The organism is Myxococcus xanthus, assembly GCF_006402735.1.
GTDB classification, from domain to species: domain Bacteria; phylum Myxococcota; class Myxococcia; order Myxococcales; family Myxococcaceae; genus Myxococcus; species Myxococcus xanthus_A.
Genome location: NZ_CP017174.1, coordinates 8,126,236 through 8,145,824 on the forward strand (window position 1 = coordinate 8,126,236; position 19,589 = coordinate 8,145,824).

The following is a 19,589-nucleotide window of genomic DNA, read 5'->3' on the forward strand; positions in this document are numbered from 1 at the left end:
CTCACTCACGACCTGTGGGCCCGCCGCTCACGCTCCACGAGCATCCGGTCCGTCCCGAAGGCCGCCACCAGCGCCACGCCCACGACCGCTCCCAGCAAGTCCCAGGACATCTTCGACCCGGACGCCCCGTAGTCGTACGTGGCGAAGTTCGCGATGCCCACCACGGGGTTGAAGAGATTGAGGACGGGGTCATCCCCATCGAATCCCATCAACACCGCCACCAACGGAGGCAGCGCCGAGGCCAGCGCCACGGAAGCCACGAACATCAACCGCACCGCCACGGGCGTGGCCAGCCGGTCCGGGCGCACCTTCCGCCCCAGCCACACCGCCAGCGACAGGAAGAGCACGCCGTACGCCGGCAACGCCAGGGTGGCCATCCGCAGGGAGAGGCCCTTCAGCGGCAGGTTCGAGGACCCCACCTGCAAGCCCCAGAACAGCACGCCCCAGGCGCACAGCAGGAACACCATCCAGCGGAAGCCCCGCAGCGCGCCGGGCCGCAGCACGGACCAGGGCCGGGTGGTCGCGCGCAGCGGGCGCGCCTGGCCATCCACGTCCGCGACCACGAACATGCCCACGCCCATCAGGTGGACGCCGCCCAGGAGCGCGAACATCTCCGGCACACTGTGCTTGCGCCCCGTCAGCCACCAGATGGCACAGCCGACGAGCATGCCCACCAGCACCTGCACCCCCACCGCGCGACGCGGCCCCCGCGTGTAGTCCTCCGTGGGCAGGGACAGCCGGGATGCGGCGGCCTCGAAGAGCAGCCAGCCGTCCATGAGCATCAGCATCAGCGTGATGCCCACCAGATAGAGGAGGTCCACATCATTCAGGAACCGGTCCCCCATCTCCGATATCGCGAAGGCAGCGCCCAGGCCCTGCACCAGCGCCAGGCCCAATGCGCCCAGCAGGCCGAAGTGGACGAAGGCACGCCCCATGCGGCCGTCGGCCAGCGTCGCCGCGCACACGCTGGCCACCGTGAGGAATACGAGCCACGCGCCGCCCAGCGCCAGCACCACCAGAATCGTGGGCAGCGCGATGCCATTGAGGAAGTAGCTGAAGAGGAGGAAGGGCCCCGCCGCGGAGGCATACAGGGCCGCCTGCACCAGGAATGACGCCACCTTGCCCCGGAGGATGCGGCGCGGCCCCAGACCGGTGAGCACCAGCAGCACCCACGTCTCGTCCTCGCGCTCACGCGCCAACGAGCGGTAGGCGCTGTACGGGATGACGAAGAAGTGCGCGACGCTCAGGCAGACGAAGAAGGCGAAGAAGTAGCCTTGGCCACGCCGCGAGTAGGCGCCCTCGCGCGTGTCCACGTAGGCCACCAGCGCCACCGCCAGGCACGCCAGCAGCATCAACCCGAAGCACACCCAGAAGACGCGCGTGCGCAGTCCCTGGCGGAGCTCCTTCACCACCAGCGGGTTGAGCCGGTCCCCCCACCGCTGCGACCAGGGCTCCGCGCCCGCGACCTGGCCACCACCCGAAGCCATCGGCTCCGGGGCCGGAGGGCTCATCGCCGTATCCACGGGCGCGCTCACGCCACCCTCCCCTTCGTCACCGTCATGAAGGCATCCTCGAGGTTCCGCTCCCGCGCGCTGAAGGCGCACACGGGAAGCCCCGCGGCCACCAGCGCCGCCAGCAGCACCGCCGCAGCCGCGTCCACCTGCGCGGGGCCCGCGCCCGCATCCAGCTCCAGACGCACGCGCAGCGCCTCGCCCTCCCGCGCCACGCGCTTCACGCGCGGCTGCTCCAGGAGCAACCGCTCCGCGCGCTCCCAGACGGCGTTGCCCGCGTCGCCCACGGCCAGCCGCACCGTCAGCTCGGGCGTCACCGCCGCGCCCACCTCCTGCTGCTGGAGCAGGTCCGCCACCTTCCCGGTGGCCAGTAGACGCCCCTGCTCGATGATGGCGCAGGTGTCGCAGATCTCCGCCAGCTCCGTGAGGATGTGGCTGGAGATGATGACCGCCTTGCCCTGGTCCGCCAGGGCGCGCAACAGCTCGCGCAGCTCGATGCGGGCGCGCGGGTCCAACCCGTCCGCGGGCTCGTCCAGCAGCAGCAGCGACGGGTCGTGCAGCAGCGTGCGCCCCAGCGCCACGCGCTGCCGCATGCCCTTGGACAACGCGGTGGTGAGCCGGTCCGCCAGGGGCGTGAGTCCGGTGAACCCCATCACCGACTCCACCCGCTGCCGGCGCGCCGCGCCCTTCAGTCCATAGGCGCGCGCGAAGAAGTCCAGGAACTCGAAGACGGTGACGTCGTCATAGGTACCGTACCGGTCCGGCATGTAGCCGATGAGCGGACGCGCCCGGTCCGGCGCATCCACCAGCGAGTGTCCGTCCAGCAGCACCTCGCCCGACGTGGGCACATCCAGCGTGGCCAGGATGCGCAGCGTGGTGCTCTTGCCCGCGCCGTTGGGCCCGATGAAGCCCAGGATGCTGCCGGCCTCCAGGGAGAACGACACGTCATCCACCGCGCGCAGCGGCCCGTAGTCGCGCCGCAGTCCCTTCACCTCCAGCAGGCTCATGGCCGCCCCCCTTCCGACTGGCCTCGCACCAGGTGGATGCCGGCCTCCAACTGCACGTCAACGGCGGACGAGGGCGCCGGCCCCAAGCCTCCCAGGCGCGCGATGAAGCCACCCTCCGGAAGCGGAGCGCGGAAGTTCTCCTCGCCCCCTGACAGACGTCCCTCGGCGAACGACTGCCCGCCCACGCTGGACACCAACTGGCTCACCGGCGTCGCGCTGGCGGGCAGCGGCTCGCCCAGCGTCCCTTCCGCGCCATCCTCCAGCGCGGGCAACGCGTAGCTTTGGTTCCCCACCCGAACGTAGCCCTGCTCCAGCCGCGCCCCCAGCGCGTTCTGGACGCGGACGGTGCCGCCCTCCCGCCGGACTACGAGCCGCGCGCGAGAAGGCAGCACGGCCACCTCGCCCCACTCACGGTAGGTCCGTGGCGGCAGGAAGCCATGCGTCACCGTCAGGCCATTCGTCCAGTCCAGGTCCGCCAGCATCTCGTCGGTGTTGTCCGGTGCCAGCAGCGCGCTCGTCGCCGGGAAGCGCACCGGCCCCGAAGACACGTTGGCGTACCAGGCGGAGACGCCGAGCGTCACCACGCGCGAGCGCTCCGCGTCCAGCCACGTGAGGCTGTAGCGCGCGGAGTGCACGGCGAAACCATCCACGAGCACCGACCAGGTCACGAGCGCCACACAGGTGAGGACCGACACCAGGGGCACCGCCACGAGCACCGCCACCGGCCCTCGGCGCCGCGCCAGCATCAGCCCGCCCGGCCCCACCGCCAGCACGAAGGCGAAGATGAGCAGCAGGAACCGCCCCACGGGCGTGTTGGCATGGTCCAGCAGCGGCGTGATGCCCCCGGCGAGCAGGTTGCTTCGCTCCCACCGAGGCGCGGCCCCCGCGGGATTCACAACCCCTGGGATGACCTCCCCCAGCATCGCGTTCAAGACCTGTCCGCATTCGAGCGCGGCGCCACACAGCCGCACCCGCCCAAAGCCATACGGCACGGCATCCCTGGAGCCTTCCGCGGTGAACAGCGGCAGATGCTCCGTCAGGCTGCTCGACACCTGCGGCAGGACGAGCCGTCCGCCCGAGAGGACGTAGGACTCCAGCACGGCCCAGACATCCGCGGGCACGGAAGCCAGGTCTCCCGGCACCATCACCACGGAGTAGCCCACGTAGGAGGACAGCTCCCTGGGCGCATCGCGCGGGTCAACGGTGCGCACGGAGAACAGCGGGCTGCCGGTCGCCTCCACCCGAGGCACCCCCGACGTGTCGTCGAAGGCCTTGAGCGTCCCCAGCACCAACACCGTCCCTCCCGTGGAACGCTCCACATAGATGGGGGTGTGGGCGGGGAGCGTCAGCGGAGACAGGCCGGGCGACTCCACCAGGATGCTCCCCGCCTGAGCTGTCGCTGGCACCGGCAGCCAGGTGACGAGCCGCCGCTGCGGCGGCACCTCCACGGTGCGCTCGGAGGTTCGCTGCCCCGAGTTCGAATGTCCCTGGAAGGTCAGACGGACCTGGAGGGGCACGAGCCCCGTGTTGTGGAGCACGACATCGATCGGGGTGTAGCCGCGCTCCGGCTTCAGCGCGCTGGTCCGGATGGAGACGCTCAGGGGGCCGTGGTTCCGCGTATCAATGGTTCCGGAAGCATCGCGATACCCGTAGCCCGTGGGCGCAGCCTCTCCCACGAACGATGTGGCGAAGGCCCGTGAGCCTCCCAGGACGCAGAGCAGGACACTCGCCGTCAGTACCGCGCTACGCACGCGGCACCTCGGGGATGGCCTGGAGCAGCGCGCGCACCACGTCCGCCGCGCTGACCTTCTCCAGCGAGGCCTCGTAGGCGAGCACCAACCGGTGATTGAGGGCGGAAGGCGCGGCGGCCACCACGTCATCGAAGCCCACGTTGGGCCTGCCTCGCAGCAGCGCCAGCGCGCGCCCGGCGGCAGCGAGCGCGAGCGCCGCGCGAGGACTGGCGCCATAGCGGACGAAGCGGCGCACGGCGTCGGGCGCCGACGGTTGGCGTGGGTCTGAGGCCTCCACCAACCGGCCGATGAAGTCCGCCACGGGGCCCGGCAGGTGCACGCGGTCCGCGGCGGCGAAGAGGCGGCCCAGGCCCTCCGCGTCCAGCACCGGCGACAGCTCCGGCGGCGCGCCACGCACGCGCGTGGTGAGCAGCGCGCGCAGCGTCTTCGCGCCTACGGGGGGCACCTGGATGCGGAAGAGGAACCGGTCGAGCTGCGCCTCGGGCAACGGATAGGTGCCCTCCAGCTCGATGGGGTTCTGCGTGGCGAGCACAAAGAAGGGGTCCGGCAACGGACGCGTCTGCCCCAGCACGGTGACGCTGCGCTCCTGCATGGCCTCCAGCAGCGCGGACTGCGTCTTCGGGCTGGAGCGGTTGATTTCGTCCGCCAGCACCAGGCTGGCGAAGAGCGGGCCTTCGCGGAAGACGAAGTCGCGGCGGCCGTCACCTTCCAGCACGTAGGTGCCGGTGATGTCGCCGGGCAGCAGGTCGGGGGTGAACTGGATGCGGCGGAAGGGCAGCGACAGCAGCCGCGCCAGCGCCTTGCACAGCTCCGTCTTGCCCAAGCCAGGCAGGCCCTCCAGCAGGACGTGCCCGCGCGCGAGCACCGCCACCACCACCTGCTCGACGACGGATTCCTGGTCCAGCATGACGGTGTTCAGCCCGTCCTTGAGCCGGGCCGCCACCTCCGCCGCTCCCTGTGCCTCGGCGGGACTGAGAAGCTCCGCTGCCACGTCATTGCCCCCTTCCAGACGACTCGCCACCAAAGTACCGCCTCACCATGTCCCGGTTGCGGGGAAGCAGCGGCGCCGCACCGGGCCCCGCCGTCGCATCGCCCCGCGCCTGGGTGCCCTGCGCTCCGCCCGGCCCCGCCGGCCCCGCGCGACGCCTCGGGTCCGCGGCCCGGAGGCCCCAGAGCTCCTCGCCCTCGTCGCCCCCATGTCCGGGAGGCAACGGCTCGAAGGCGAGCCGCTCCGGGTCCATCTCCGCCTCGTCACCAAAGACGAGCGGTTGGCTTCCGCCGCCGCGTGACACGCCCGCGCCGTTCCGCACGCCCCGGCTCGCATGCCCCTGCTGGCCGGAGTTGGATTGCCCTTCGCCCTCGCCGCCGCGCCCCGACTGCCCCTGCCCTTGCCCTTGCCCCGAGTTCTGGCCGCGAGAACCCTGGCGACGGGCCTGCGAATCGGAACCGTTGCGGCTGTTCGAATCGAAGCGGTTCTCCAGCGACTGACGCCTGCGCTCCAGCGCCTCGCGCAGGCTGGCAATCTGGTCCGGTGAACCGGAGGCCCGCGCGCGGGCAGCGGCCTGCGCCTCACTCCGCGAACCTTCCGTGCCCTGCTGTCCCTCGGCGCCCTGCGCTCCTTGTCCGGACGCGCGCGTGGCATCCGCCTGTGCCCCTTCGCCGTTCTCGGATTCACGCGGCGCCCCGCCCTCCTCCGTTCCCTCCGCGTCGTCGGACGAGCCGCCCTCTTCGCCGCCTTCCAGCGCCATCAGCGCCTGCTCCAATGCCTCGCGCTCACGCGTGGCGGCCTCGGCGCCTCCCGCGGCGCCCAGCGCATCCTCCAACGCCCGCGCGGCCTCCGCGGCCTGGGCCAGCTGCGCGGCGGCCTCCGCGGCCTGCTCGGCCAACCGCTTCTCCAGCGCGTCGGCGGCCTCCCAGTCTCCGGCGTCGAAGCGGCCCTCGGCGACTTCCTCGGCCAGGCGCCGCAGCTCGTCCTCGACGGCCGCCTCCAGCACCTCTTCCTTGGCGAGCGCCTCCGCCTGCGCCTGGACCGCGGCCACCTTCGCCGCGGCGGCGGCATTCACGGCGCGGCCTCGTGGCGCGGACAGGGGCAACAGGAAGCCCGCCACCGCGAACAGCACCGCGCCCGCGAGCGCCGCGGCCGGGCGCAGCCACTTCACGTCGGGAGGCTTCACCCCACCCGCGAACTGATTGACGGCCAGCTCCCACTCCCCCACCGGGCGCTCCAGCCGGGTGAGGAGCAGCCCGCCCGCGTTCGCCGACCGGTCCGCGAGCACCGCCGCCTGCTCCAACGACACCCGCCGGGAACGCGCACGCCAGAACCACGCGCCCAGCCCCAACGCCAGAAGCGGAGGCAGGGCCCACACGAAGGCGCCGCGCAGAAGGAACCGGGCCAGCACGCAGGCCGTGGCGGTGGCCCACATCGGGACGATGCCGGCCTCCGCCCATGCCACCGCGTTGAGGCGCCGCTGCACGCGCCGGATGGGCGCGAGCACCAGGGCCTGGAAGCGGCGTTCTTCACTGGCAGCCATGAAGCGGCGAGTGTCGACTACTCGGCCCACTCCCCACAAGCGACGCGACGCCCAGCCGTCGCGGTCCGGGTGTGAGCGGTCGCATCCCGCCGTGCATTGACGCCCCCTTCCGCCGCCTGGCACGGACCGCCCGAGCCTCGCGGACACCGACGCAGCATCCCCGCGGAGGAAGTGCCCATGGCCGCGCCTGCACGCGAGACTGCCCCAGGTGCCGCCCCGCGCGGCAAAGACGGCCCACGCACTGTCCCCCAGTGCCATCAAGCCCACCGGACTGCTGCTACAACCCCTCTTCCGGATGCTCCTCGCCCGCCCTCCAGAACTGGCGCCCCAGGCGCCGTGGCCGGACATGCCACTGGTGGTGTGGCCCACCGCGCTGGCGATGTGGGGCCCCGGCGACGCAACGACAAAGCACGCCCACCACGCCATGCACCTGGTGCTGTGCCGGCAAGGCGCCCTGTGCGTCCGCGCGCAAGGCATGAAGACCACCGAGCAGGCAGCCGGAGTGCTCGTGGGCCCGGACATTCTCCACGCGCTCGACGCACGAGACAGCGAGGTCATCCTCCTCTTCGTCGAACCCGAGAGCGACGACGGCGCGCGACTCCAGGCCGCGCTCGACGGTCCGATACGCCTGTTCGACACGACGCAGCGCGATGCCCTCCTCGGCGGGCTGCCCACGGCGGGAGCGCTGGCGCACGAAGCGGTCGGCGGATGGATGGAGTCCACGCTGGCCGCCCTCTCCGGGACGCCCGAAGCCCCCCGCCACCTCCACCCGCGCGTGCGCAAGCTGCTGCGCCACCTGCGCGCGGAGGCCGCGCCGGAAGACACCTCGCTCGAAGCCCTGGCCCAGGTCGCGGGCCTCTCGCCCGGAAGGTTGATGCACACGTTCACCGAATCCGTCGGTGTGCCGCTGCGGCCCTACCTCCTGTGGCTCCGGCTCCAGCGGGCCGCGGGCGCCATCGCCGCGGGCCGCACCTTGGGTGAAGCCGCCCACGCGGCCGGCTTCTCGGATGCGGCGCACCTGACGCGCACCTTCCGGCGGATGTTCGGCACCACGCCGTCATCACTTCAGCGCCGTGGACCGCGCGTCCAGGCGCAGGGCCGCGACGCCGCGGCCCGCTGAGTACCCCGCACCTGTGGCGGCAGGCGCTACGGCTTCCGCGACGCTGTAGCGCGGCCCGTCACTCGTCCCGCCAGGCCCGCATGCTGGATGGCGTCGCGGCCCGGAACAAGGTCTGGTGGCCCATCGTCAGGGCCGTGGTCCGGGCCACCGTCAAGGTCATCGTCAAGGTGATGGAAGCCGTCAACCAGCGCGACAAGCGGTAGCGGCAAGGCCGGGGGCGGCAGCACGACGCGCGCCGCCCCCGCCTCTCGGATCGCAGCCAGTTCGTTCAAGCGAACGCCAGCACCGGGGCCCCATCCTGAAGTCAACGGCACGGCAGGCCACACCCTCCCGTGCCTCTCTTCAGGAGCACACCCCATGTCCTTCGCCATTCTCCTGCTGTCCTTCTTCCTGCTGCTGCACCTGCCGCCGCTGCGGCGCATCCCCGCGCTGTCCACCCCCACGGCGCGCGCCGCGGTCGCCGCGGGGCTCTTCTTCGTGGGCGCGGGCGTCATGCACTTCGTCATGCCCGCGCGCTACGCGGCCATGATTCCGCCGCGACTGCCGTCACCCGCCTTCTTGGTCTACCTCTCCGGAGCCGCGGAGGTCGCGGGCGGGCTGGGGCTGCTGCTGCCACGCACCCGTCGACTCGCGGCGCTGGGGCTCATCGCGCTGCTGCTGGCCATCCTCCCCGCCAACATCCACGAGGCCCAGGCCAACACCGCCGCCCATGTGCTGCCCTTCCCGGACTGGTACTTCTGGCTGCGCATCCCCTTCCAGCTCGTCTACGTCGCCTGGGTGGCATGGGCTGGCGGCTGGTGGCCCGTCAGCGGCCGTGCACGCCTGGCCGCCCACGGTTAGGCTCGCGCGCACCATGCACTTCCGCAAGCTCGGCCGCAGCGGCCTCGTCGTCAGTGAGATTTCCTACGGCAACTGGATCACCCACGGCTCCCAGGTGGAGGAGGAGGCCGCGTTCGCCTGCGTGCGCGCGGCGCTGGACGTGGGCATCACCACCTTCGACACCGCGGACGTGTACGCGGCGACCCGCGCCGAGGAGGTGCTCGGCCGTGCCCTGAAGGGTCAGCGCCGCGCCGGCTACGAGCTCTTCACCAAGGTGTACTGGCCCACCGGCCCTGGAAAGAATGACCGCGGCCTGTCGCGCAAGCACATCCTGGAGAGCATCGACGGCTCACTGCGCCGGCTGCAGACGGACTACGTGGACCTGTACCAGGCCCACCGCTTCGACGTGGAGACGCCGCTGGAGGAGACGATGCTCGCGTTCGCCGACATCGTCCGCCAGGGCAAGGCGCTGTACATCGGCGTCTCCGAATGGACGGCCGACCAGATTCGCCAGGGCGCCGCGCTGGCCCGCGAGCTGCGCGTGCCCTTCATCTCCAACCAGCCGCAGTACTCCATGCTCTACCGCGTCATCGAGCCCCAGGTCATCCCGGCCTCCGACGAAGCAGGCCTGGGGCAGATTGTCTGGTCCCCCATCGCCCAGGGCGTCCTCACCGGCAAGTACCTGCCCGGCCAGGCGCCCCCCGTGGGTAGCCGCGCCACGGAGGCCAACGCTGTGCGCTACGGCATCACCCGCTTCATGACGGATGACGTGCTCACCCGCGTGCAGCAGCTCGTCCCGCTGGCGAAGGATGCCGGCCTCTCCATGGCCCAGCTCGCCGTGGCCTGGGTGCTCCAGAATCCCAGCGTCTCCTCCGCCATCGTCGGCGCCTCCCGGCCGGAGCAGGTGCATGACAACGTGAAGGCCGCGGGCGTGAAGCTGGAGCCGGAGCTGCTGCGCCGGATTGACGCGGTGCTGGGCCCCGCCATCGAGCGAAATCCAGCCCTGACCGACGTCCCCGCCCAGCGCCCCTGAGCCCGCCCCACCCGGGCGGGCGCCTGAGCGTCCGCTTCCGGGAGGGCGGCACCCAACCCGAGCCGTTCCATTTGACTTTCCGCGCCAAGGGAACAAGACATGGGCCCGCAAGTTGGCAACCGGGTTGCGAGTACCCCGTGGCCCACCTTTACCCAGGCTTCCCTTCATGACGCCCTTCCTCTCCCTGGCCCAGACGAATCACACCGAGCTTGGCTGGCTCAGCAGCAAACTGCTCGGCGTGACGCTCACCTCCGCCGAGTGGGTGCTCTGGGTGCTCGTCATCCTCTCGGTGCTCTCCATCGCCATCATGCTGGAGCGCACGGTGTACTTCGCCCGCCACCGGCTGCCGGACTCGGAGGCCCTGGCGGTGCGGCTGGCCCGCGGCGAGTACGACGTGGCCCGCAAGGCCATTGAAGGCAAGACGGGCATGGAGGCCGCCATCATCCGCGAGGCCCTGGCCTCCGCCGACCAGGGCGCGGACACGGTGGAGCAGGTGATTGCCTCCACCCTGTCGCGTGAGCGTCCCCAGTACGAGCGCTTCCTGTCGTACCTGGGCACGCTGGGCAACAACGCGCCGTTCATCGGTCTGTTCGGCACGGTGCTGGGCATCATCAAGGCCTTCAATGACCTGGGGAAGATGAACGCCCAGGGCGGCGGCGGGGCCATGCAGCAGACCGTCATGGCCGGCATCTCCGAAGCGCTCGTCGCCACGGCCGTGGGTCTGGCGGTCGCGATTCCGGCGGTGGTGGCCTTCAACGTCTTCAACCGCCAGCTCAAGACGCTCACCAGCCGCGCCAATGCCCTGGGCTACGCCCTGGTGGGCAGCATGCGCGCCCAGCGCCCCGCGTCCAGCACGGCCACTGCGGCTCGCGCCGCGGAGGCCCGCTAGGCCATGGCGGGCGGCGCGCAGGACAACGACGACGAAATCACCGGCATCAACGTCACCCCGCTGGTGGACGTGGTGCTGGTGCTGCTCATCATCTTCATGGTGACGGCCAACTTCATCGTCCGTGAGACGGTGGAGGTGGACCTGCCCCGCGCCGCCAACGGCGGTGAGACGGTGCAGGGCCTGGTCAACGTGGTGCTGGACAAGGAGGGCAAGCTCTTCTTCGACGGCACCGAGATGACCGAGAAGGACCTGGAGAAGCGCGTTCAGGAAGCGGTGGCCAAGGACAAGGAGACGCGCGCCATCATCAGCGCCGACCAGTCGCTGCCCTACGGACGCGTCATGCGGCTCATCGACGTGGTGAAGGGCCAGGGCATCGCCAAGTTCGCGCTCAACATCGAGAAGGACGTGGCCCCCGCGGCCGCGCCCGCGACCCCCTGAGGCAAGGCGTCACTTCATGAGTCAGGCGGTCCTCGACAACGCTCCAACGCCCCGACGCGACCGCTCACTGGCCGTGGTGGGCGTCTTCCTGCTCGTGTCGCTGGGGATTCACGTCGGCGGCTTCTGGGCGCTCGGGGAAGGCGCCTCGCGCACCCTCCCCGCGGCCAAGCGCCCCGTGGAGATGGTGATGGTGGAGGTGGTGAAGCCGCCCCCGCCGCCCCCCGAGGAGCCGAAGCCGGAGGAGCCGCCCAAGCCGCCGCCCCCCAAGCCCAAGGTGGTGAAGCCGCCGCCGGTGAAGGTGGCCGAGGCCCCCAAGCCGCTGCCCCCGCCGCCCGTGGACGCGCCGCCGCCGCCCAACGACACCCCGCCGCCGGAGCCGCAGGCCAAGCCGCCGCCGCTCGTGGTGGGCATGACGATGTCCTCCACCACCAGCGCGGGCTCGTTCGCCGCGCCCGTGGGCAACACCGCGTATGGCAGGACGGGCCCCACCGCGAAGGACCCCAAGGACGTGAAGGGGTACAGCGCGCCGAAGTACGCCCCCATCTACCAGGTGGACTCCGAGCCCACGGTGGCCTCCGAGGTGAAGATTCCCTATCCGGAGGAAGCGCGCCGCGCGGGCGTGGAGGGCACCGTCACGCTCTCCATCACCATCGACCACGAGGGCAAGGTGGTGGCGGTGAAGATTCTCAAGGGGCCCGGCTATGGCCTCAACGAGGCGGCGAGGGATGCCATCCGCCGCTTCCGCTTCAAGCCCGCCATCAAGGGCGGCGAGCCCGTCTCCACGGAGATGAAGTACTCGTACACCTTCCTGCTGGACTGACGCGGGGCGCCTACTGCGCGCCCAGCGCGCGGCGCATGATGTCGCGCAACGCGCACAGGTCCTCTTCCGGCAGGCCGCAGATGGCGTTCGGGGGCTCGAAGATGCGCTCCAGCAGCCGCTCGCGAAGCGCCGCGCCGTCCTCCGTCAGCACCAGCATCTTCACCCGCCGGTCCTGCTCGGAGCTGCGGCGCGCCACCAGCCCGCGCGCCTCCATCCGGTCCACCAGGCCCGTGACGTTGGACGCGTCGCACGACAGGTAGGCGGCCAGCGTGCTCATGGCCAGCGGCCCTTCTCCCAGCTGCCGCAACACGTGCGCCTGCACCGGCGACAGGTCGAACTCCGCCGCCAGTGCGGGGAAGTTGCGCATGTGCGTGTGCATCAGCTCGAAGAGGAGTGTCCACGCCTGGCGTGGCAAGTCACCCGCGGGTCCGGCCTGCCCGGGCCCACTCCCCGGCTTCGTCTTCCGCTCCAACTGCTCGCCGCTCCCATTCATGCCTCTCATGTTATGTCACCTGAGCCACCTAAACAATTGACTTCATCAACTATTGAGAGCTACTACATTCCGGAGCTTCCAAATTCGGACGTCATGGACTATGGCTGCCGACCCGAGGCTCGAACCCGTAGCAAGTCCATCCTGGACGCAGTGGCCCGCGCCGGCGCGGGCCCTTGAGGAGGTAGAGGCGGTCATGAGTTCATTCCTGGCGCTGTCCCTGGCGGCCACCCTGGCCGCGGCACCGCCGCCTACGCTGACCCTGGAGGACGCGCTCAACCGCGCCCGCAAGGAGAACCTGGACCTCAAGGCCGCGCAGGCCCGCCTCGCTCAGGCGGATACCGCGTCGCGCAAGGCTTGGGCCGGCTACCTCCCCAACGTCACCGTCAACGGCGCCGTCATCCGCAACTCCATCGAAGCGGTGATTCCGGCGGGTCCGCTCGCGCCCGTGGAAATCGTCATCCAGCCGCGGGTGCAGATGCAGGCCCAGGGCCAGGTGCGGCAGGCCATCATCGCCCCGCAGCTGTGGGCCGGCATCCAGGCCGCCTACAAGGCGGAGCGCGTGGCGGAGCTCAACGTGGAGCAGGCGCGGCGCGAAATCTTCTTCGGCGTGGCGCAGGCGTACTACGGCACCGTGGCGCAGGCACAGGCCGTGGCGGTGCAGGAGCGGCTGGTGGAGCTCAACGGCGCGCGCGCCAAGGACACGCAGGTCCGCTTCGACGCGGGCACGGTGACGCGCGTGGCGCTGCTGCGCGCCGAGCAGGACCTGACCCGCGCGGAGCAGGACCTGATCCGCGCGCGCAACGCGGAGGCGTCCGCCAAGCTGGTGCTGGCCACCCTGCTGGCGCTGGACAACCCGAACTTCGACGTGGCGCCGCCGCCGGAGCCCCAGGTGCCGGAGAAGACGGACACCGACGTGCTCGTCGAGCGCTCGCTCGAGCAGCGCGCGGACGTCGCCGCGGCGCGTGAGTCCGTGGAGCTGGCGCAAATCAACAAGCGCGGCGTGTGGCTCAGCTACCTGCCCAACGTGCAGGTCTCCGGCACCTACAACATCAGCAACGCGGCGGGCTTCGTCGGCTCCAACCGCTTCTGGTTCATCACCCTGGGCGCCAGTTGGACGTTGTGGGACGGCGGCCTGCGTGAGGCCAACCTGCAGGAGGCCTCGGCCGTCATCGCGGAGAACCGAGCGCTGCAGCGCAAGGCGGAGCTCACCGCGCGCCAGGAAGTGAATACCGCGCAGCTCGACCTGGAGAGCGCCCTGGCCAACCGCCTCAAGGCCTCGCAGGCCGTGGAGTTGGCGCGCGAGTCCCACCGCCTCACCGAGGTCTCCTTCAAGGAAGGCGTGGCGACGTACCTGGAGGTCGCGGACGCGAACACCGCGCTGACGCAGGCGGAGATTGGCCTGGTGGGTGAGCGGCTGCAGGCCTCGCTCGCCGGCCTGCGCCTGCTGCGCGCGGTGGGCGTGTTCGGCGCCCGTCCCCTGACGACGGACCTGAAGGTGGAGACCTCGGAGGCGCCGTTCCTCCAGCCGCTGCCGGAGCAGACGCAGCCGACGCAGCCCACCCAGGAAGGGCCGGCGGACGCCCCCCGGCAGCAGTAATTCCGCGCGGCATCCCGGCGCCCGCCATTCCCAGGCGCCGGGTTGCCCGCCGTGGAAGGCGGGCGCCGAGCGCCGGTTGTGAGCGGCCTTCGCCAACCCCACCCTCGTGGAGAGAGGCATCACACCCTTTCCCGAGGAGGACGTCATGGCGGAAGGACAGTGGGGCAACTGCAAGGGCTGCCGTTACTTCGCCAACCAGAACCCCCAGAGCGCCGGCGAGACGCACCGCTGCATGCAGCCGGAGCTGGCCGAGTTCGAATTGGAGGTGTCCGGAGAAAGCGGCTGCAACGCCTACGAGGCACGCACCGGGGTGGCCACTCCGGCGTATGAAGAGCCCTCTCCGTCACTGCACTGAGCGCGAGCGCGCCCTGGGGGCCTTCAGCCGCCCGGGGCCTCGCGGGGGAGCGGCACCACGGCCCCCGTCATCTTCGGACCGGCGCCGTAGTAGATGCGCTCCAGGAGCCGCCGCTGGTGCACCAACGGCGTGTCGAAACGGTCCAACCGCATGCCCTTGTGACTGTATGGCGTGTCCGCCACGGTGGTGATGAAGCGCGCGTCGTCGCGCACCTCCCACCAGGTGAGCACCATGGCCGCCCGCGCCGCCACGGGGAGCAACGGGCGCAGCAGCGGCTGCTCGGTGCGCAGGAATGAGAAGACGTGCAGGCGCGTGGTGCGCGCCGTCTCCGGCACGAAGAAGATGTTCGCGCGGGTGATGAAGGGACGCGGCGAGCCGTCCGGCGCCACCCAGCGAATGGTGTACTGGCTGCGCACCGGGTCGAAGCGCGTCACCCAGTCGTTCTGGAAGAAGTCGCCCCTGCGCACCCCCAGCACCGTCATGATGGGCGCGGGCCGCTGCGGCGCGCGGTAGTGCACCTCCGTGCGGTCCTCCAGGTTGCGCGCCTCGAACTCCACCCGGTCCGCGTTCGGGTCGTCCCAGCCCAGCCGGGTGTGGACGTAGGGCGTGTGCTCGTCCTCGCTGAAGTTGTCGAGCGACACGTGCAGCGGCGCCGCGAAGTGCGTGGAGAACGCGCCGCCGAAGACGTAGCCCTCATCGCCCATGTCGGGCATGGCCGAAAGCGGCGTGTCCCGCTCGGCCAGCCAGAGGTAGCCGTAGCGCTCCACCACCTGGAAGCTTCGCGCGTCACAGTTGCGCAGCTCCGGCTGGCTGGGATTGCTGCCGCGCCCCTCCGCGTCGAAGCGCCAGCCGTGGTACGGACACTGGAGTCGGCCGTCCGCGCGCACCGTCCCCTTGGACAGCGGCGCGAAGCGATGGGGGCAGGCATCCGCGAGCGCCGCGGGCTGTCCCGTGCCATCCCGGAAGAGCGCGTAGGCGCGGCCCGCCACCTCCACGCGGACCGGCCTGGTGCCCAGCGCGCGGGCGGAGAGCACCGGATGGAAGTGACGGATGACCTTGGGGGTAGGCTCCATGGGGGCCCAGTATAAGTCGACGACTATCCCTGCTTGAAATGGACTCCGAGTTACGCGGGGTGAACTGGAGGACCGGGCAGCCCCCTTCCCCCTGGGTTATGCTCCCGCCCCCGTGGCCACCCCTTCCGCTCCTCGCCGTCGTCCCCACGTCTTCGCCGTGCTGCTCGCCGTGGCCGCGTTGCTGGGCGCGGGAGGCGCGCTTCATGTCCAGGGCCGCTTGCCCGCGCGCGTGCCCTCCCCCGCCACCCCGTTCAGCTACCACGACTACGAGAAGGTGCTGCGGCACGTGCGCCCGGACGGGGACGTGGACTTCGCCTCGGTGGGGCGCGAGCGCAAGACGCTGGACGGCTTCGTCGACTCTCTGGCGTCGTTCTCCCCCCACAACCGCCCGGACGTCTTTCCCACGCCGGAGGACGCGCTGGCCTACTGGCTCAACGCCCACAACGCGCTCGTGCTCCAGCAGGTGGTGGACGGCTACCCGTACCTCGAAACCGTGCAGCAGCCCATGCTGGGACGCTTCTTCTGGGGCCGATCCTGGACGGTGGGCGGTGAGCGGCTGACGCTGTGGGCGCTGCACAACCGCGTGCTGCGCCGCGAGTTCGCCGACCCGCGCATCCACCTGGCGCTCTTCCAGGCCGCGCGCGGGGGCCCCCGCCTGGACGGCTCGCACTTCCAGCCGGAGTTCCTGGACTCGCAGCTCAACGAGGCCGGACGCCGCTTCGTGGGCGACCGGCGCAACGTGCGGCTGGAGCGGGACACCGTCTACCTGACGTCGCTCTTCGAGGAGTACCGCGAGGACTTCCTCGCCGCGCTGCCCGAGGGCCGCGGCGGCAACGTGCTCCAGTTCGTCTGGGCCTTCCTGCCGGACACCTGCGAGGAGCGCCCGGGCTGCGACACCCGCGGTGACCTGGACCGCGCCTGCGGCCCCCGGCTGGACCAGTGCCGCATCGCCTTCATGGAGCGGGACTGGACGCTGCCGGACGCCGCCGCCCGGCCCGCACGTCCCTGAGCCGCCTCACGTGGGAACACGCTCGCGCAGCCGCGCGGCGCCGCGTCCTGATGAAGCGTCCGTGTCATCCTTGCGCTGCCGCAGCCACTTCTCCAGTCCCACCACCGGCAGCACGACCGCGCCCACCAGGATGGACAGGCCCACGTCCTCCAAGCCGAGGGGCGCGGTGCCGAACACGCGCTGCATGAAGGGCAGGTACATGAAGGCCACCTGGAGCAGCACCAGCAGGCCCATGCCCACGAACACCGAGCGGTTGCTGAAGAGGCCCACCTTGCGCACCGAGCCCATGAGGCTGCGGCACATGAACAGGTAGAACATCTGGAAGCTGATGACGGTGTTCACCGCCATCGTCTGGGCCTCGGCCAGCGCGTGCGCGTGTCCCGTGCGAGGAATGTCCCGGCGGTACTCCCACAGGAAGAGGCCGATGGCGCCCGCGGCCATCAGCAACGCCACCAGTCCGGTGCGCATCACCACGAAGCGGTTGAGCACCGGCGCCCCGGGGGCCCTGGGTGCCCTGCGCATGACGTCCGGCTCCCGGGCCTCGAAGGCCAGCGGCAGCGCCAGTGACACCGTGGCCACCAGGTTTATCCAGAGCAGCTGCGTGGGCAGCATGGCCATCAGCGGCACCAGCCGTCCGTCCACCTCCTGGATGGGGAAGAGGGACACGCCGAACAGCAGGATGAGCGCCAGCCCCAGGTTGGTGGGCAGCACGAAGGCCAGCGACTTGATGAGGTTGTCGTAGACGCGCCGCCCCTCCTCCACCGCCGCGACGATGGAGGCGAAGTTGTCATCTGTCAGCACGATGTCCGCCGCGTCCTTCGCCACCGCCGTGCCGGTGATGCCCATGGCCACGCCGATGTTGGCCTGCTTGAGCGCGGGCGCGTCGTTGACGCCGTCTCCCGTCATGGCCACCACGTGCTGCCGGCGCTGGAGCGCACGCACCAGCCGCAGCTTGTGCTCGGGCGCCACCCGCGCGAAGACGTTGGAGCGCAGGGCCACCTCCTCCAGCGCCGCGTCATCCGTGGCGGCCAGCCGCGCGCCGGGGATGCCCTCCTCCCCCGGCTTCAGCAGCCCCAACTGCGCGCCGATGGCCGCCGCAGTGGAGGGGTGGTCACCGGTAATCATCTTCACCGTGATTCCCGCCTCGTGGCAGGCGCGCACCGCGGCCATGGCCTCCTCGCGAGGCGGGTCAATCATCCCCTCCAGGCCGAGCAGCCGCAGGCCGCCCTCGACGTCCTCCATGCGCAACGCGACGTGTGACACCGTCACCTCCCGGTATGCCACCGCGAGCACGCGCATGCCCTGCCGCGCCAGGCCGTCCACCTCCGCCAGCACCGTGCTGGACGAGCAGCCGTCCTCCAGCGCGCAGCGGCGCAGTACGACTTCCGGCGCCCCCTTGAGCAGGATGCGGCGGCCGCCCTTCCCGTCGTCGTGCAGGGTGGCCATGAACTGGTTCTCCGACTCGAAGGGGATGGCGTCCACGCGCGGGTGCGCCTGCCGGGCGTCGTCCACGTGCATGCCCGCCTTCTCCGCCGCCACCAGCAGCGCGGCCTCGGTGGGGTCGCCCGTCATGTCCCACTGTCCATCGCGGGGCTGGAGCGCGGCGTCGTTGCACAGCGCGCCCGCCAGCAGCAGCTCACACACGTCCGGCGGCGGCGCCTCCAACGGCTGGCTCCCCCGCGTCAGCGCCCCCTTGGGGGAGTAGCCCACGCCGCTGAGCGCGTAGCGCCCGTGGGTCGTCCACAAGGCCTGCACCGTCATCTCATTGCGGGTGAGCGTGCCCGTCTTGTCCGTACAGATGACGGTGGTGCTGCCCAACGTCTCCACCGCGGGCAGCTTGCGGATGACGGCGCGCCGGGCGGCCATTCGTTGCACGCCAATGGCCAGGGCGATGGTGACGATGGCGGGCAGCCCCTCGGGAATCGCGGCGACGGCCAGCGTAATCGCCACCACGACGGCCTCGCTCACCGCGTAGCCGCGCACCAGCCCCACCGCCAGCAGCGCGGCGGAGATCACCAGGATGCCCAGGGTGATGTACTTGCCGATGACGGCCAGCGCCTTGGTGAGCGGTGTCTGGAGGTCGGTGGCCTCGCGGAGCAGCGTGGAGATGCGGCCCAGCTCGGTGGCCTGCCCGGTGGCCACCACCACCGCGGTGGCGGAGCCGGACGTCACCAGGGTGCCACCGAAGAGCAGGCTGGCCCGGTCTCCCAGCTCCGCGTCCTCCGGCACGGGCGCCACGGCCTTCTGCGCGGGCACGGACTCGCCCGTGAGCGCGGCCTCCTCCACCGTGAGGTTGCGCGCGGAGAGCAGCCGCATGTCCGCGGGCACCTTGTCACCCGGCGCCAGCTCCATGACGTCGCCCGGCACGCCCTGCGCCGCGGGGACCCGCAGCTTGCGGCCCGCGCGAATCACCGTGGCGTTCTCCGGCACCATGCGGCTGAGCGACTCAATGGCCTTCCCCGCGCGGTACTCCTGCACGAAGCCGATGAGGGTGTTGAGCACCACCACCGCGGCCACGACCAGCCCGTCCGTCACCTTGCCCATGATGACGGCCAGCACCGCGGAGGCGATGAGCACCCAGATGAAGGGGCTGTTCACCTGCCGCCACAGGAGCTTCAGCGGACCGTCGCCCTGCGCGCGCTCCAGCACGTTGGGCCCATGGCGCGACAGGCGCTCGCGCGCTTCCTCGTCCGTCAGCCCTTCCGCCGTGCTTTCAAGCGACGACAGCACCTGTTCCGGTGGCAGCGAATGCCACGGGGGCTTCGTGCCGGCAGGCGGTCTGGCGAGCGCTGGTGCACCCGGTCGTTCGGGTGCGGCGGGCTGGTCTTTCATCCGGTGGCTCCTTCCGATGCAATCTGGCAACGGTCGCGCGCATCTCCACCTGGGCAGTGGGCGGGTGGACATCGCGCTGCCCTCCAGGGCCATTGTTCCGGTCTCCCAGGGAAAGAAAGGCGCCCGCGGGGCGAGGCACGGCCCAATCCCCCACGGTTTTCCGCACCCCGAGGACGCCTGCCATTCGCACTGCGATTGCAATCACTCTGCAACGAACAATGGGTCCGGGAGGCGCAAGTGATTGTGAAGCAATGGAGGCTTCACCCTCCTCCTGAGGCTGTCGCCCTGAAGCCCGCCGTGTCCTCCGGGAT

At 71.1% G+C, this 19,589-nt stretch carries 18 protein-coding genes; 10 read left to right on the forward strand and 8 right to left on the reverse strand.

The genetic code is table 11. The features are described 5' to 3' along the window. Nucleotides 1-5: 5 nt before the first annotated feature. From BHS09_RS33370 to BHS09_RS33390, 5 genes are read right to left on the reverse strand one after another with little or no spacing between them, the layout of a single operon-like run. Nucleotides 6-1,535, reverse strand: a complete 1,530-nt coding sequence (locus BHS09_RS33370; protein ID WP_140800049.1) for an ABC transporter permease — start codon at nucleotides 1,533-1,535, stop codon at nucleotides 6-8. Continuing rightward, a complete protein-coding gene (locus tag BHS09_RS33375) occupies nucleotides 1,532-2,518 on the reverse strand; it encodes an ABC transporter ATP-binding protein (protein ID WP_140800050.1) in 987 nt (328 codons plus the stop codon). Before BHS09_RS33375 ends, BHS09_RS33370 begins: the two co-directional genes overlap by 4 nt. Beyond that, nucleotides 2,515-4,269, reverse strand: coding sequence for a hypothetical protein (locus BHS09_RS33380; protein ID WP_140800051.1), 1,755 nt, complete (start codon nucleotides 4,267-4,269; stop codon nucleotides 2,515-2,517). Before BHS09_RS33380 ends, BHS09_RS33375 begins: the two co-directional genes overlap by 4 nt. Next, a complete protein-coding gene (locus BHS09_RS33385; protein ID WP_174260607.1) occupies nucleotides 4,262-5,260 on the reverse strand; it encodes an AAA family ATPase in 999 nt (332 codons plus the stop codon). The genes BHS09_RS33380 and BHS09_RS33385 overlap by 8 nt, the downstream gene beginning before the upstream one ends. A 1-nt stretch (nucleotide 5,261) precedes the next feature. Further along, nucleotides 5,262-6,800 carry a hypothetical protein gene (locus tag BHS09_RS33390; RefSeq protein WP_237079979.1) on the reverse strand — a complete coding sequence of 513 codons (1,539 nt, stop codon included), beginning with the start codon at nucleotides 6,798-6,800 and terminating at the stop codon, nucleotides 5,262-5,264. 208 nt (nucleotides 6,801-7,008) lie between these two features. On the opposite strand from BHS09_RS33390, the gene BHS09_RS33395 reads away from it, so the two are divergent. The 7 genes from BHS09_RS33395 to BHS09_RS33420 all read left to right on the forward strand — a co-directional run bounded on the left by BHS09_RS33395 (nucleotide 7,009) and on the right by BHS09_RS33420 (nucleotide 11,919). Next, nucleotides 7,009-7,920, forward strand: coding sequence for a helix-turn-helix domain-containing protein (locus BHS09_RS33395; protein ID WP_140800053.1), 912 nt, complete (start codon nucleotides 7,009-7,011; stop codon nucleotides 7,918-7,920). Between the two features lie 80 nt (nucleotides 7,921-8,000). Beyond that, nucleotides 8,001-8,123: a hypothetical protein gene (locus BHS09_RS40000; protein WP_257792127.1), complete on the forward strand. Its 123-nt coding sequence runs from the start codon at nucleotides 8,001-8,003 to the stop codon at nucleotides 8,121-8,123. A 154-nt stretch (nucleotides 8,124-8,277) separates the two neighbouring features. Continuing rightward, a complete protein-coding gene (locus BHS09_RS33400) occupies nucleotides 8,278-8,760 on the forward strand; it encodes a DoxX family protein (protein ID WP_140800054.1) in 483 nt (160 codons plus the stop codon). A 13-nt stretch (nucleotides 8,761-8,773) separates the two neighbouring features. Continuing rightward, nucleotides 8,774-9,772 (forward strand): aldo/keto reductase family protein, encoded by a 999-nt coding sequence (locus BHS09_RS33405; RefSeq protein ID WP_140795421.1) that lies wholly within the window; start codon nucleotides 8,774-8,776, stop codon nucleotides 9,770-9,772. 166 nt (nucleotides 9,773-9,938) lie between these two features. Beyond that, entirely contained in the window at nucleotides 9,939-10,661 is a 723-nt protein-coding gene (locus BHS09_RS33410; protein ID WP_140795422.1) for a MotA/TolQ/ExbB proton channel family protein, read from the forward strand. Between the two features lie 3 nt (nucleotides 10,662-10,664). Next, nucleotides 10,665-11,099, forward strand: a complete 435-nt coding sequence (locus tag BHS09_RS33415; RefSeq protein WP_140795423.1) for an ExbD/TolR family protein — start codon at nucleotides 10,665-10,667, stop codon at nucleotides 11,097-11,099. Between the two features lie 16 nt (nucleotides 11,100-11,115). Beyond that, nucleotides 11,116-11,919: an energy transducer TonB gene (locus BHS09_RS33420; RefSeq protein ID WP_140795424.1), complete on the forward strand. Its 804-nt coding sequence runs from the start codon at nucleotides 11,116-11,118 to the stop codon at nucleotides 11,917-11,919. 10 nt (nucleotides 11,920-11,929) lie between these two features. Here BHS09_RS33420 and BHS09_RS33425 read toward each other — a convergent pair whose 3' ends face one another. Next, entirely contained in the window at nucleotides 11,930-12,421 is a 492-nt protein-coding gene (locus BHS09_RS33425) for a MarR family winged helix-turn-helix transcriptional regulator (RefSeq protein WP_140795425.1), read from the reverse strand. Between the two features lie 184 nt (nucleotides 12,422-12,605). Between BHS09_RS33425 and BHS09_RS33430 the strand changes: the two genes are divergently transcribed. Together BHS09_RS33430 and BHS09_RS33435 are read left to right on the forward strand one after the other, a co-directional pair. Continuing rightward, complete coding sequence (locus BHS09_RS33430) at nucleotides 12,606-14,009, forward strand: TolC family protein (protein WP_140800055.1); 1,404 nt, start codon at nucleotides 12,606-12,608, stop codon at nucleotides 14,007-14,009. Nucleotides 14,010-14,154: 145 nt separating this feature from the next. After that, nucleotides 14,155-14,364: a hypothetical protein gene (locus BHS09_RS33435; protein ID WP_237079980.1), complete on the forward strand. Its 210-nt coding sequence runs from the start codon at nucleotides 14,155-14,157 to the stop codon at nucleotides 14,362-14,364. Between the two features lie 23 nt (nucleotides 14,365-14,387). Here the strand turns inward: BHS09_RS33435 and BHS09_RS33440 are convergent, their stop codons facing one another. Beyond that, nucleotides 14,388-15,437, reverse strand: a complete 1,050-nt coding sequence (locus tag BHS09_RS33440; protein WP_140800057.1) for a Rieske 2Fe-2S domain-containing protein — start codon at nucleotides 15,435-15,437, stop codon at nucleotides 14,388-14,390. A gap of 112 nt (nucleotides 15,438-15,549) precedes the next feature. On the opposite strand from BHS09_RS33440, the gene BHS09_RS33445 reads away from it, so the two are divergent. Continuing rightward, complete coding sequence (locus tag BHS09_RS33445; RefSeq protein ID WP_237079981.1) at nucleotides 15,550-16,446, forward strand: DUF547 domain-containing protein; 897 nt, start codon at nucleotides 15,550-15,552, stop codon at nucleotides 16,444-16,446. A gap of 6 nt (nucleotides 16,447-16,452) precedes the next feature. Here BHS09_RS33445 and BHS09_RS33450 read toward each other — a convergent pair whose 3' ends face one another. Beyond that, nucleotides 16,453-19,278, reverse strand: a complete 2,826-nt coding sequence (locus BHS09_RS33450) for a cation-translocating P-type ATPase (RefSeq protein ID WP_140795429.1) — start codon at nucleotides 19,276-19,278, stop codon at nucleotides 16,453-16,455. Nucleotides 19,279-19,589: the final 311 nt, after the last annotated feature.